Below are 14306 nucleotides of genomic sequence, written 5' to 3'. Positions count from 1 at the left end.
AAAGATGAGAGTAGCCGTTATTCCAGCCCGAGGGGGAAGTAAAAGGATCCCTCGAAAGAACATCAAACTGTTTCATGGCAAACCTATTATCGCCTATTCGCTTGAAGCTGCGCTCGGCGCAGGTTGTTTTGATAGGGTGATTGTGTCTACTGATGACCAGGAGATTGCTGACGTTGCCCGAGAGTACGGCGCTGAAGTTCCTTTTATTCGCACTCCGGAGCTAGCCGATGATTTCACGGGGACTAATGCGGTGGTTGCAGATGCGTTGCGAAGGCTCAATATCTCTGATGGTGAGGCTTGTTGTATCTATGCAACCGCGCCGTTTGTGACTACAAAAACGCTAAATTGTGGACTGAGCACCTTGAAAGCAAGCGGCGGCGATTATGCAGTGACAGTGACGTCCTTTCCTTTCCCTATTCAGCGAGCTGCCAGGGTAAACGACGAAGAGATGTTGGAGCTGAATGAGCCCGAACATCGAATGACACGTTCTCAAGATTTACCAGAGATGTTTCATGATGCTGGTCAAGTGTATTGGGGTACGGCACAAGCATTTCTTCAGGATGTTCCCCTTTTTTCGGGCACCACTTCTCCGATAGTGCTACCGAGACACTTTGTGCAAGATATAGATACGCCAGAAGATTGGGTTAGAGCGGAGGCTATGTACCATGTGCTTCGCTCACAGGGAGCATTTGAGTGAATATTGTCATTCGAGCTGATTCAGGTATAGAAATCGGTACAGGTCACGTAATGCGGTGTCTGACGCTCGCTAAGGCGCTTAGAGCAGCAGGGCATACGATTGTTTTTGTCTGCAAAGATCATAATGGAAACATTGTTCGTCATCTAGAAAATGAAGATTTTACGGCACGGCTACTCTCTGTCGATAGTAAAGACGAAGAGGGCGCTCTCGAGCACTCAAAATGGTTAGGTGGCTCTCAACAAGCTGATGCAAGACAAACCATCGCAATGAGCCTGCAATACTTCGAGAAAGCCCCTGATTTGGTGATTGTCGATCATTACGGTATCGACAGAGTGTGGCACTCGATAGTTAAAGCACACTCTGACACAACGAAGATTTTGGTTATTGATGACTTGGCAGATAGAGACCACGAGTGTGACTATCTTTTAGATCAGACTTTTATGCGCTTAGATTCGGATTATTCCTCGCGTGTACCCAGGCATTGTCAATTAATGCTAGGTACTCCATTTGCCTTGCTTAGGCCTGAGTTTGCTTCATTAAGCTCTGAAGCTAGAGATGTTCGTCGTTTGGGCTTTGATGAGACCGCAAAGCGTATTCTCGTGATGATGGGGGGGACTGATCACCTTAATGTGACGGCGACGGTGTTAAATGCCATACAGCCGGAATCTTCAATTTCAAAAATCACCGTGGTGTTAGGTCCTACTGCACCTCATCGTGAGGCGATAGAGCTGGCATTTGGATCCGATAGTCGCATAGAGCTCCTTTCTGGCGTGTCTAACGTTGCAGAGCTAATGCTAGAGCATGACGTGTGCTTTGGCGCAGCGGGGACGGCTTCTTGGGAGCGTTGCGCAATGGGTCTTCCAAGCATATTGGTTGCTTTTGCGAGCAATCAAAAGACTATCTTGTCGATGCTCAACCAATTTGGTGCGGTTTCTGTTTTTGAACTTATTGATCAACCAGACACCATCAAAGAGCTGTTATATAAGACCTTTGATACGAACACATACAGTAAAATGGTCGCAAGCTGTTTTAAAGTGAGTGATGGGCTTGGTACTCAACGCGTGGTAGGAGTTTTAACGCAATGAAGAACATAAAAACAGTCAATGTATTGGTTGATAATGACTCGTGGGTACTCCCGTATGCAGAACAGTTGGTGACGGCTTGCAAAAAAATGGGACTGGACGTAACTTTTGCACGCAATCAGCATGAGTTGGTTCAAAGTGATGTCAGCTTTTTTATTGGTTGTACTCAATTGGTGAGTCCGGAAAATCTGAAAAAAAGTGCGCTAAATCTCGTCGTGCATGAAAGTGCCCTCCCTGAAGGTAAAGGCTTTGCGCCGGTGGCATGGCAGATCCTTGAGGGGAAACAAGATATTCCAATTTGTTTGATAGAAGCATCAGAAGCCGCAGACAGTGGGGATATTTGGCTTCAAGACAGTTTTTCACTTTCTGGAAATGAGCTATACCATGAGTGGAGGGCTAAGCAAGGGCAAGCCACATTAGCGCTGTGCATTAAGTTTCTAAATGACTCTCAGAGCATTACTCCTATCAAACAGCATGGCGTGGAATCTTTTTACGCCCGACGTACTCCTCGCGATAGTGAGTTGTCGATTGAGAAAACGCTAGAGCAACAGTTTGACCTATTACGTACAGTTGATAATGATAATTTTCCTGCGTTTTTTCACCATCGTGGGAAAACATACAAACTCGAGATTTCAGAATATGACGTCGAATAATTACCTTGTCGCTACCATAAAACCTTGGAACATCGAACAGTTCCAAAAAGTGAAAGATACACTTCCTGGTAACTGGCATTTAGTTACCGATCATACTGAGCTGACAGTAGAACTACTCGAGAAGTTAAACCCACGTTATATCTTCTTCCCTCATTGGAGTTGGATTGTACCAAGTGCGATACTTGAACGATGGGAATGTGTCTGTTTCCACATGGCCGATGTTCCTTATGGGCGAGGTGGCAGTCCTTTACAAAACCTGATTGTAAGAGGGCACACTGAAACCAAGCTTAGTGCACTTAGAATGGTAAGTGAGTTAGATGCTGGTCCTGTTTATCGTAAACTTCCGCTTTCGCTGGAGGGGACGGCCCAAGATATTTTCCATCGAATGGCACCATTGATGCTTGAACTGGCCCGAGAGATTGCCACTGATGAGCCAGAGCCGAAAGAGCAAGAAGGTGAAGTCACCTTGTTTAAACGACGGACGCCGGAGCAGAGTGCACTGCCAAGTGAAGGGGATATTGACTACGTATACGACCATATTCGCATGTTAGATGCCGAGACCTATCCGATGGCGTTTTTGGAGCATGGTGATTTTCGTTTAGAATTCAGTCAAGCAGAGATAGATGAACACGGTCAATTGCACGCTCGTGTGAGTATCGTGAAGAGTGATTTGAGTAAGTAATATGAAAGAAATTAAAATTGAAGGGCGCACCATTGGCCCAAACAGCAAGCCCTACATCATTGCTGAGTTATCTGCAAACCACAACGGTTCGATCGATCGAGCGTTTGAAACGATAGAGATGGCGAAACGTGCCGGTGCAGACGCTATTAAGCTCCAGACTTACACCCCGGATACGATGACCATCGACTGTGATAAACCAGACTTTCAGGTAGAAGGTGGTCTTTGGGACGGATATAAACTCTACGATTTGTATCAATGGGCACATACTCCTTTCGAGTGGCATAAAGCGATGTTTGAGAAAGCGAGAGAAGTAGGAATCACGGTTTTCTCTACCCCATTTGATGAAACAGCTGTGGATTTGCTGGAAGAGCTCGATGCGCCAGCTTATAAAATTGCATCATTTGAACTCACCGATTTACCGTTGATTAAGCGTGTTGCTCAAACAGGCAAGCCAATGATTATGTCTACTGGAATGGCAAACTACGAGGAGATCTCGGAGGCAGTGAGCACGGCGCGCGATAATGGTTGTCAAGAACTTGTTGTTTTGCACTGTATTAGTGGGTATCCATCGCCAGTGGATCAAGCGAATCTCGCTACCATTCCTGATATTGCTAAAGAGTTTGACTGTGTTGTTGGACTATCAGACCACACCTTAGGTACAGCCGTTTCTGTCGCATCGATTGTGATGGGGGCAAGCCTAATTGAAAAGCATGTCACCCTTAGCCGTGAAGATAAAGGTCCTGATTCTGAGTTCTCTCTTGAGCCTGAAGAACTGAAAACCTTGTGCTTGGATACCGAGTCTGCTTGGAAAGCAATTGGTCAAGCAGGCTATGAGCGTAAGCCGGTAGAAGAAGCAAGTATGAAGTTTCGACGTTCCATTTACTTCGTAAAACCGTTGAAAGCGGGTGAAGAGATTACGCGAGAGCATATCCGAAGAGTACGCCCTGGATACGGGTTACCTCCGAAGTACTTTGAGGAGCTTATCGGAAAGTCAGTCAAAGTTGACGTTAATTTTGGTGACGCGACCTCTTGGGAGAACATTGAACGTGGTGAGTAAAAACACGGTTCTTGTTGTTGCAGCACACTCTGACGATGAAGCGTTGGGGTGTGCTGGCACCATCGCTAAGCACGTTGACAACGGAGATGACGTATTCGTTGTTTTCATGACAGATGGCGTTGCTGCTAGAGGAAGTGATGATGGCAGTGATGAGCGCCATGAAGCCTCAGAGGCTGCATTGTCAGTGCTTGGTGTTCAAAAAGCATTCAGGTTTAGTTTTCCCGATAACCAAATGGATAGCGTTCCTCTATTATCTGTGACGAAACAAGTTGAAGCAGTACTCGCTGAAGTCTCTCCGAATATTCTCTATACTCATTTTGCTGGCGATCTAAATGTTGATCACCAGATCACGCATAAAGCTGTGATGACTGCTTGTCGCCCTCAAGCATGGTGTAGCGTTAAAGAAATCTATTGTTTTGAAGTACTCTCTGCAACAGAGTGGAACTCAAAATCAGCTTCCCCTTTCCTGCCACAAAAAATCGTCGATGTTACGAAGCAGTGGGATCGTAAAGTAGCAGCGTTGGCTTGTTATAAAGAAGAGATGAGACGCGCTCCGCATAGCCGAAGCATAGAGTCAGTCAACGCATTAGCGTGCCTCAGGGGCTCATGCCACGGCCTTTACATGGCAGAGGCATTCTATGTTGAGAGAATTATTTCGTAACTAAATTGTTTATTTGAAAGCATAGGCTTATTTATACATTGTTTCTCGTCATTAGCTTATGCTTTTGGAAGTTTTCACTTGAAGTGCGCGATGAAGGTAGGTGAGAGGAGATATTCAATAGAAATAAAGTTTCAGTATGCTTTATTGTGAAAAAGTGAAAGGTACACCTAAAAAATGAAAGCTTGTATTGTTTTTTCGCTGAAAATTGTAAGATGAGCCTAATAAAAGATAGCACTGTTTATGTAATGGGTGAAATGTTTTCTAGAGCTCTTCCTTTTATTCTACTGCCTTATTTGACACGTAGTTTAGGGGTAGAGGGCTTTGGTGAGCTTTCATTGTTCCATGCTTGGTTAGTTCTAGCTTATGTTTTACTGGGGCTTAGCATGGAAGGAGCTATTGCTCGCTACTATTACCGTTATGGCCATCACGCCATGGGCAACTTGGTGATCGTTTCCTATCTTTACGTAACGGTTATGTTTTTAATTTTCTTGATAGCTGCATTGGTTATCAAGTCAAATGATATGATATTAATTTCCACTGTTGGTGCCCTTCAGAGTATATTGAATGTTCAGCTATCTGTGAGGCAATGTCAAAAAAAGAGCATTAGCTATCTGAAAATCCAGTTAGGACAGGCAATCGTATCTGTCATTTTTACAGTAATGTTCTTTGAGTTACTAGCACCTTCAGCGGAGCTTAGGTTTGTTTCTCTTGGGGCTGGGTATTTATTATTCTCCCTGCTTTCTGTAAGAAGCTTCTTAAAGGTTCATAAAGTAAACTATAACGCGCTTTTGAGAGATTGCAAAAAGTTGCTCTTATACCTATTTAGCTTCGGCATTCCCTTGATATTGCATCAGCTTAACTTCTTTTTTAAAGGTCAGGCTGATAGGTTTTTTATTAACTCCTTATATGATTCTCACCTGTTGGGTATTTACTCGGCGGCTTTTCAGTTGGCATCTATTTTCTTGATACTAGCTCAGTCAATCAATAAAGGCATTGTTCCTTACTTTTATGAGAATGTAAAAAATAATAAGATTAATGCTAAGCGCGTCTTAACTTGGTGTAGAATGTATATCTTGTTAGTTCCGTTTATTATTGCTTTGGTTTACCTTATTCCTGAACAAGTGTATCTTTACTTTTTAGGAAGTGATTTTAAAGGGGTTAAGCAGAATGTAGTGGTGTTTTTATCGGGGATGTCGCTTTTTCCGATGTATTTGATGTTAACGAATTATCTGTTTTATAAAGGTGAAAACAAAGTCATATCTATGTGCTCTTTCACTAGTGCTTTATTATATGTTCTTTGCCTTTTTGTGTTTTCATCCCAAGGTTTTGAGTGGCTGCCTTTTTCTTTGCTAATCTCAAATTTATTTCTAGTGTTATCGCTTTACGCTGTGACCTATCGGAAGTACTACTTTAGATCAACCTCTTGTTTTAATGAGTAAAGTTAACTCATGGCACTTTTAGTGGCCTTAGGGGGAAGTTTAGTTGCCAATAGGTTGGGTGTTGCATTCAAAGTTTGCTACATTAGCGATGTAGCTAATGAGCTTTTATCTGTTTTCTGTTTTATTTTAGGTTTGAAGCATTATGTTATTAAATGAAAGTGGCCGAGTTCTTGTTGGTGTAAATATTAACTCACCTTATCAATTGATGTCATTTGTTTCCTACTTTCAAGCTAATGCCAACAATTTTGAGAGGGCAGTAGTCTTTAAGCGTGATGTGTGGGGGTATAATCAAATATACCAACCTTACCTCGACCTTCTTTCAACGTTAAATATTCAACTTATTGAACAGCAAATGTCACCTAAGTCCTTAGGTGTCTATTTCAAAGATGAAGGTATATCAGTCGTTACTTTAGTTATAATTAATGACGTCAATCCCCAATATTACCATTATAGTGGTTTGTCAGTTGAGCTTGTTATCATTGCGGATGGACTTGGTTACTATGGTGATGCTAGATCACGATTCTTAGCCACTCAAAGGGAATCGGATTTTAGCAAGTTGGCCTTGTTTAAAACTGCTCTTAACTACTATATAAAAAAAGTATATGACTCGCTCCGTAATCCAAAGCGCTTTACTATCGCTGAAGTTAAACAAAATATAGTTATAAATAATGATTATACTTATTCGCTTAAGTCTGTTTTTGATAAAGTGATTTTGGAGCCTCAGTTGAAGAGGCCTGCGCTGATTTTTGTATCTCAGCCATTAGTTAAGTTAGGTCTGATGTCACAGCAAGCTTATGACGACCATTTGGACTTTTTACAGCGTTTTGCTGATAATAAAGGCTTGGATTTCTTCATCAAGCCACATCCATCTGAGATTGATGATTTGAGAAAGTATAATATTTTCAATTCACCAGCAATTATTGAGCATGCGATGTATTATGAGTCTAATATTAAGTGTGTGGTGGGTTTTTCTTCGACTTCTTTGATAAATATTAAATTACTCTACGATGTTGAAGTTTGGCGTTTAGACTTGCTCGATGCTTCTCTCAGTAGTAAGCAAAATAAGCTATTAAATATGATTGATAGGCTTGAGTTTAGCTCGCTTTAATGGTTTTTATAGGGCTGTTAAATAAACGAGGAATAAACTGGTAGGGCTCGGGGTTTTTTAGGGCTTTGTGAATAGGTTGCTTGTGTTGGCGGTATTTAAGGGTGAAGAGAAGTAGTGTTAGACGTATGTTTTGTTAAAACCGGAAAAGCATACATTCCGGAGGCATCTGCCTATAGTCAATACCTCAAGAGTAAGGGTTTTGATACCGTTGTAGTGGAAGGTAATGATAATGCTCGCTTGGTAGACGCAAAATTATATTACCGATTTGGCGGGGTTTTGAAAGGTAATATTAGATCTGGTGTGCCTGAGATTCATGAATATCATACTGCTAGTACCGGTCAATTTCCTCGACTGAAAAACTTAGTGAAGTCTGCGTTAGGTTCTACCCCTTGTTACTATTCATTTCTCAGTCCATTCGTTGAAAATCAGTATTGGTTTAACGCCAAAATTCCTCGTTTCTATCGTGATATGGGAGCGCCATCGGAGTTGTTAGCGATTAGGAACTCAAAGGAAGCCGCTGTCTACGACATTTGCTACTTTGGTTCAATAAGTCAAAGAAAAGGGGTGAGGGAGTCTATCGTAAAGCTGGCAAGCTTGGGTCTTTCTATTGTCGTTGCAGGGAAAGCGGATGAGGTAGACGCCGCCATTCTCGAGAAGACGGAGGGTGTGAAGTTTTTAGGAACTGTTCAGCGCGAGGAAGTGGATAGTTACCTGTCTTGCTCTAAGGCTGGTCTTAACTTCATGCCAGATGAATATCCACTGACCTCTCAGACGTCGACTAAGGTCATCGAGTACTTAGTCGCTGGTGTGCCGGTCATCTCGAATGATTACTCTTGGATCATTGAACATAGCGAACTTCATGGTTATAAATTTGCAAATATTGATGGTTTAACAAAAGAAAACTTTCAAGCGCTGCTAAGTGACGAGCGAACAATATTACCTGTCGATGAGGTGAAAAAATTCACTTGGGATAACATTCTTGAGCGTATTCATTTCGATAGACTAATCCTTTCCTGTATAAATTCTTGATGCTGTAATCCAATGACACAAAAATCTATTCTCTATATCATTACTCGTTCTGACGTCGTCGGTGGTGCCAGTATTCATCTCGTTGACCTTATTCGTCACGCTAATCAAGAGGGTTACCAGGTAAACGTTGCTGTTGGTGGCGAGGGGGAGTTTAGTCGATATCTCAGGGACAATGAGGACTGCCAAGTCTATTGCCTTACTCACTTAAAGCGTGAACTTCACTTGAGCTCTGACGCTCGAGCGATTCGTGAAATACGAACCCTTATTAAAAGTCTCTCGCCAGATATTGTCCATTTGCACTCGGCCAAAGCTGGATTAGTGGGGCGTCTAGCCACTATAGGCTTGAGCGTTCCACGAATTTTCACCGTGCATGGTTGGCCATTTACCGATGGTATACCGGTGCTTCGTCGTGCGGTTTATTTGTCGATAGAGTGGTTCATGTCATGGCTACCGACTTACGTGATTACTGTTTCTAAACAAGATAGAGAGCAAGCTGAAAGGTACCATTTTGCGAACATGGATAAAATGTTCGCCATACAAAACGGTGTTGCCCCTTCAGGTATGAGGCGTTGCTTTGAAGCTTCGGGTAAGGCCGGTGAACTTAGGTTTACTATGGTGGCTCGTTTTGATACTCCGAAAAGTCAAAAAACGGTAATACAAGCACTCGCTTTGTGCCGCTCGTCGAAACTGCGTGTTAGCTTTGTAGGTGATGGGCCTAGTTTGGATTCATGTCGAGAATTGGCAACGTCATTGGGTGTTGAAGACAGGGTTGATTTTCATGGTTACTTGGAACCCGATGAGGTGAGGAATGTTCTTGCGCAAAGTGACGGCTTTTTGTTGATCTCGGATTGGGAAGGTTTACCTTTAACAATTCTTGAGGCTATGTCTACAGGGGTTGCGGTGATTGCAAGTGATGTAGGCGGAGTCAATGAGCTTATTGATGATGGTCAATCGGGGTATCTTATTCCTCGAGAAGGAAGAGTGGAACGTTTGACTGAAGTGTTTGAGCATTATATCGAGCATCCAGAATTAGTCAGAGTGCATGGTGAGCGTGGGCTGTCGTTATATCGAAGGCACTTTACTCTAGACATTATGCTGGCAAAGACGTTTGAGTTGTATCAAAAGGCTAGAAAGTGAAGATTTTACTTACCGGAGCAACAGGCTTCATTGGTCGAGAGCTCCTTGCTCAACAAAAAGCTGACTATCTTTGTGTGGTACGTACCCCACTAAAAAGTTCAGAAGAGTGTATTGTCGCAGATCTTTGCGTTGATGTAGACTGGTCGCAACATCTGGATGGTTGCAATGCAATTATTCACCTTGCGGGGGTCGCTCACAATAAAGCGAAAAATGCGGCTGACTTTTTTGCGGTAAATCGAGACGCTACTATCAAGTTAGCACGTGATGCAGCCGCGGCTCAGGTTAAGCGCTTTGTTTTTGTCAGCTCAATTGGAGTTAATGGTACTTCTACCCATGGTGAAGCTTTGAGTGCTGATTCGAAATGCGATCCACAAAGTGATTACGCTCGTTCGAAGTATGAAGCGGAAAAAGCTCTAATGGATATATCAAAGGAAACTGGCCTAGAAGTTGTTATTGTTCGGCCAACACTTGTTTACGGTTTGGGCGCGCAGGGAAATTTTGGGTTGCTTTCATCACTGGTGGCAAAACTACCCGTTCTGCCCTTTGGTTGTGCGAGTAATCGACGAGATTTTATATCCGTTCAAAATCTCTCGGATTTACTCTTCTGCTGCGCGACTCACCCAAAAGCCGCTAATCAAGTATTCATTGCGGCTGAGAACGAAACGGTAACAACACGTCAATTCACTGATGCTATCGCTAATGGTTTAAACAAGAAAGTGTTCCAATTGCCAATACCTGTCACGCTATTTCGACTGCTAGGAAAATTGATAGGCAAATCAGCGATGATCGAGCAGCTTTTTGGCGACCTAGAGGTGGATGCCTCAGCCCTAACATCAAAACTTGGTTGGCGCGCTCCTCTCTCTATGGAAGAGAGCATGGCCAACCTCAAAGAGAACAAACAATGATTCGACTTTTAGACTTCTTTATCGCTTTTGTTGGTTTGGCAATACTGTGGCCAGTGCTTTTGATTGTGACCATCATAGGTCTGTTTGATACAGGTTCTCCTATTTTCGTTCAGGAGCGTGTTGGACGACATAAGAAACCCTTCAAACTCATTAAGTTTCGTACTATGTCGGTGGATACTGCGTCGGTCGCAAGCCATCTAGCGAGTCGCAGTTCAATTACTAAACTTGGGGCATTTCTTAGAAAGACCAAATTGGATGAGTTGCCGCAGCTGATTAATGTCGTTAAAGGAGAAATGAGTTTAGTCGGACCAAGACCAAACTTGTTTAACCAAACAGAACTCATGGAAGTGAGAGGGCGTTTGGGTATATATGATGTCTTACCTGGCGTCACAGGCCTAGCGCAAATCAACAATATCGACATGTCCACTCCCGAGCTATTAGCAAAGACTGATCGACAAATGCTCGATGCTCTTACCGTCCGAAAGTATTTTGAATACATTATTGCTACGGCCACGGGTAAGGGCTCGGGTGACCGAGTTTCTAAATCTTAAGATTTAATTATTCTCTCTAGGGGTTAGTTTGTGCTCTCTTTGAATCCTATTTGGACAATGCCAAGACCAGCTAAAAGATTGGTTAGTGTCGTTGTTGATATTATTTTTATCTTTGTTGCATTCTGGGCCGCATTCTATTCGCGCATGGGGTCCATTGCGGAGTACTGGGTAGACCCTGTGTATTGGTATGTGTTGGCGTCTGTAACACTGGTTACTTTGGTCGCTTTTGTCAACACTGGCCTATATCGGGCAGTGCTGCGCTATTTAAGTTTACAGGTTGTCGTGACGGTCGCATTCGGTGCTGTCTTGTCAGGGTTATCTATTATCCTGTTTTCTTACTACTTCCAAATTTTCCTACCTCGTTCAGTACCTGTTATTTACGCTACATTTTTAGTTTCTATGTGCGGTGGCGCGCGATTGCTGGTCCGTTTTTTGGTGTCTGACTTGTTGGTGACAGGGCGCATTCCTGTGCTGATTTATGGAGCAGGCAAGGCCGGTCGCCAGTTATATAACGTGGTATCCCAAAGCGATGAGTATCGTGTTGTTGCGTTTATCGATGATGATCGCAAGATGCATAAAACCACGATACAAGGTGTGACGACTTTTCGCCGTAAGTACCTACCTCGACTGATTGATAAGCATAAGGTGGAAAAGGTACTGCTTGCCATGCCGTCGGCAACGCGCAGTGAGCGTAAATCTGTAATTGAAGCTCTCTCCGAATACCCCGTTGAGGTCATGACGATCCCCAATTTGAGTGACATCGTTAGTGGTGATCTGCAGATAGATCAGCTTAAAGAGGTAGCGATTGAGGACCTGCTTGGTCGTGAACAGGTCGCGCCAAATCAAGCGTTATTGGAAAAGAACATTAAGAACAAGATCGTTATGGTGACAGGAGCTGGTGGCTCGATTGGATCTGAGCTATGTCGTCAGATTGTTAAACACCAACCGACGGTATTGATATTGTTTGAGGTCTCTGAGTATTCTCTGTATCAAATAGACCGAGAGCTACGCCAGTTGGCACCAACGCTGAATTTAGTGCCGATTATTGGAAATGTGCAGGACCAGCAGCGTTTGGTGCAAACGATGAAGGCATATCAGGTCAATACGGTTTATCATGCCGCTGCATACAAACATGTTCCCATGGTTGAGTTTAATGTGGCTGAAGGCGTTCAGAATAATGTGCTTGGTACCTACCGAGCAGCCTGTGCCGCAATTGAGGCGAATGTCTCGTCCTTTGTGCTCATCTCAACGGACAAAGCGGTGCGTCCTACAAACGTGATGGGTACCACCAAACGCTTGGCTGAGTTAGGTCTTCAGGCGTTGGCTAAAGGTTATAAAACGCAACACAACACCCTGTTTTCTATGGTTCGGTTTGGCAATGTGCTTGGCTCTTCTGGCTCAGTGATCCCATTATTCAAAGCTCAAATTGCCAAAGGTGGTCCGGTTACAGTTACGCACAAAGATATTATTCGTTACTTCATGACTATTCCTGAAGCGGCACAACTAGTTATTCAAGCTGGTGCCATGGGTAAAGGTGGTGACGTGTTTGTGTTGGATATGGGTGAGCCAGTGAGAATCGCGGAACTTGCTAAAAACCTAATCCATCTATCGGGCTTAGAGGTCAAAGATAGTCGTAATCCAGATGGCGATATCGAAATCCTGTATACAGGCCTAAGGCCAGGTGAGAAGCTGTTTGAAGAGTTGCTTATTGGCGATAGCGTCTCTAAAACCTCTCACGACCGCATCATGACAGCGCAAGAAGTGTCAATGGAGCAAGTCGAATACAATCAGTTACTTGACGATTTGCAGCAAGCGGCACAAGATTATGATCAACAAGCGTTGCGACAGCTCATGTTACAAGCACCAACGGGTTTTGTGCCGACTGATGGCATTGGTGACTTAGTTTGGGCTCAATCTAACGTCAACAAATCACAAACAAATTAAAAGACAGAACTATGAAAATTGCAGTTGCTGGAACGGGCTATGTAGGCCTATCGAATGCGATGTTGCTGGCTCAGAATCATGAGGTAGTGGCGGTTGATATTAATGCAGAAAAAGTCGAGATGCTATGCAATGGGCAATCGCCGATTGTTGATAGCGAAATTGAAGCGTTTCTAAAGCGTGACGATCTTAACTTCACTGCTACGCTGGACAAAGAGTTAGCGTATCGCGGTGCTGACTATGTGATTGTGGCAACGCCGACCGATTATGACCCGCAGACCAACTACTTTAATACGGGCTCTGTTGAAGCGGTCATTAAAGATGTGCTCGCGGTGAATCCAGATGCGGTGATCGTCATCAAATCCACTATTCCAGTAGGCTACACGGTTCGCGTTCGTGAAGAGCTAGGCACTGACAATGTGTTCTTCTCTCCTGAGTTTTTACGTGAAGGTAGTGCTTTATACGACAACCTCAACCCGTCTCGCATCATTATTGGTGAGCGCAGTGAGCGTGCCAAGGTGTTTGGTGATTTGTTGGTAGAGGGCGCACAGAAAGAAAATATCGATGTACTGTATACCGACTCGACTGAAGCGGAAGCGGTGAAGCTGTTCTCCAATACCTATCTAGCGATGCGAGTGGCGTATTTTAACGAGCTTGATTCGTATGCGGAAGCTCATGGGCTAGATACGCGCCAAATTATTGAAGGCGTAGCACTAGACCCACGTATTGGAGGCCACTACTGCAACCCATCTTTTGGTTATGGCGGTTACTGCCTACCAAAAGACACTAAGCAGCTTTTGGCGAACTATCAAGAAGTGCCGAACAATATCATCGGTGCCATCGTGGATGCAAACCGCACTCGTAAGGACTTTATTGCCGAGTCGATTATGAAACGTAACCCGAAGGTTGTCGGTGTGTATCGTTTGATCATGAAGTCGGGCTCGGATAACTTCCGTGCATCGAGCATTCAGGGCATTATGAAGCGTTTGAAAGCGAAAGGCATTGAAGTCATTGTGTACGAACCAGTACTCAAAGAAGAACACTTCTTCCATTCGCGTGTGATTCAAGATGTAGATGCCTTTAAACAAGAAGCTAACTTGATTATCTCTAACCGCATGTTGCCTGAGTTAGAAGATGTCGCGGACAAGGTTTACACTCGCGATTTGTTTGGCAACGACTAATCGAAGTACATCACTTTTTAATGATTAGAATTTAAACTTTATTGCAGCCAGCCTCAAAATAAATACGTCATCCTCACGAAAGTGAGGATCTCCATCCGCGAGTATTGTACTTAAATTGTTCGAATCACTCGCTGGGAAAGATCCCCTTTTTCAAGGGGATGACGGTAAACTCAAGGGGATAAT

Annotated in this window: 14 protein-coding genes; all 14 read left to right on the top strand. The window is 43.6% G+C overall.

What is annotated here, in order from left to right:
• Positions 1-4: 4 nt before the first annotated feature.
• The gene (gene pseF / locus AAA946_RS14940; protein WP_338165521.1) at positions 5-697 is read left to right on the top strand and encodes a pseudaminic acid cytidylyltransferase; all 693 of its coding nucleotides are present in this window, start codon (positions 5-7) and stop codon (positions 695-697) included.
• The gene (pseG, locus tag AAA946_RS14935) at positions 694-1782 is read left to right on the top strand and encodes a UDP-2,4-diacetamido-2,4,6-trideoxy-beta-L-altropyranose hydrolase (RefSeq protein WP_338165520.1); all 1089 of its coding nucleotides are present in this window, start codon (positions 694-696) and stop codon (positions 1780-1782) included. The genes pseF and pseG overlap by 4 nt, the downstream gene beginning before the upstream one ends.
• On the top strand, positions 1779-2432 hold the full coding sequence (locus AAA946_RS14930) for a formyltransferase family protein (RefSeq protein ID WP_338165519.1): 654 nt from the start codon (positions 1779-1781) through the stop codon (positions 2430-2432). Before pseG ends, AAA946_RS14930 begins: the two co-directional genes overlap by 4 nt.
• Complete coding sequence (locus AAA946_RS14925) at positions 2419-3114, top strand: hypothetical protein (RefSeq protein ID WP_338165518.1); 696 nt, start codon at positions 2419-2421, stop codon at positions 3112-3114. Before AAA946_RS14930 ends, AAA946_RS14925 begins: the two co-directional genes overlap by 14 nt.
• Before the next feature lies 1 nt (position 3115).
• Entirely contained in the window at positions 3116-4171 is a 1056-nt protein-coding gene (pseI, locus tag AAA946_RS14920; protein WP_338165517.1) for a pseudaminic acid synthase, read from the top strand.
• Positions 4161-4832: a PIG-L deacetylase family protein gene (locus AAA946_RS14915; RefSeq protein WP_338165516.1), complete on the top strand. Its 672-nt coding sequence runs from the start codon at positions 4161-4163 to the stop codon at positions 4830-4832. Before pseI ends, AAA946_RS14915 begins: the two co-directional genes overlap by 11 nt.
• 212 nt (positions 4833-5044) lie before the next feature.
• Positions 5045-6271, top strand: a complete 1227-nt coding sequence (locus tag AAA946_RS14910; RefSeq protein WP_338165515.1) for an oligosaccharide flippase family protein — start codon at positions 5045-5047, stop codon at positions 6269-6271.
• A gap of 142 nt (positions 6272-6413) precedes the next feature.
• Positions 6414-7379 carry a polysialyltransferase family glycosyltransferase gene (locus AAA946_RS14905; RefSeq protein ID WP_338165514.1) on the top strand — a complete coding sequence of 322 codons (966 nt, stop codon included), beginning with the start codon at positions 6414-6416 and terminating at the stop codon, positions 7377-7379.
• 114 nt (positions 7380-7493) lie between these two features.
• Positions 7494-8408 carry a glycosyltransferase gene (locus tag AAA946_RS14900; RefSeq protein ID WP_338165513.1) on the top strand — a complete coding sequence of 305 codons (915 nt, stop codon included), beginning with the start codon at positions 7494-7496 and terminating at the stop codon, positions 8406-8408.
• 12 nt (positions 8409-8420) lie between these two features.
• Positions 8421-9545: a glycosyltransferase family 4 protein gene (locus AAA946_RS14895; protein ID WP_338165512.1), complete on the top strand. Its 1125-nt coding sequence runs from the start codon at positions 8421-8423 to the stop codon at positions 9543-9545.
• Positions 9542-10450 (top strand): NAD-dependent epimerase/dehydratase family protein, encoded by a 909-nt coding sequence (locus tag AAA946_RS14890; protein ID WP_338165511.1) that lies wholly within the window; start codon positions 9542-9544, stop codon positions 10448-10450. The genes AAA946_RS14895 and AAA946_RS14890 overlap by 4 nt, the downstream gene beginning before the upstream one ends.
• Complete coding sequence (locus AAA946_RS14885; RefSeq protein WP_338165510.1) at positions 10447-11001, top strand: sugar transferase; 555 nt, start codon at positions 10447-10449, stop codon at positions 10999-11001. Before AAA946_RS14890 ends, AAA946_RS14885 begins: the two co-directional genes overlap by 4 nt.
• Before the next feature lie 30 nt (positions 11002-11031).
• On the top strand, positions 11032-12945 hold the full coding sequence (locus AAA946_RS14880) for a polysaccharide biosynthesis protein (RefSeq protein WP_338165509.1): 1914 nt from the start codon (positions 11032-11034) through the stop codon (positions 12943-12945).
• Between the two features lie 11 nt (positions 12946-12956).
• Positions 12957-14123 (top strand): nucleotide sugar dehydrogenase, encoded by a 1167-nt coding sequence (locus AAA946_RS14875; RefSeq protein WP_338165508.1) that lies wholly within the window; start codon positions 12957-12959, stop codon positions 14121-14123.
• The last annotated feature ends 183 nt before the right edge of the window (positions 14124-14306 follow it).

It is taken from the genome of Vibrio sp. 10N (assembly GCF_036245475.1).
Lineage (GTDB): Bacteria > Pseudomonadota > Gammaproteobacteria > Enterobacterales > Vibrionaceae > Vibrio.
The sequence above is the reverse complement of the archived record's forward strand: the minus strand, read 5'-3'. Positions and strand labels throughout refer to the sequence as shown.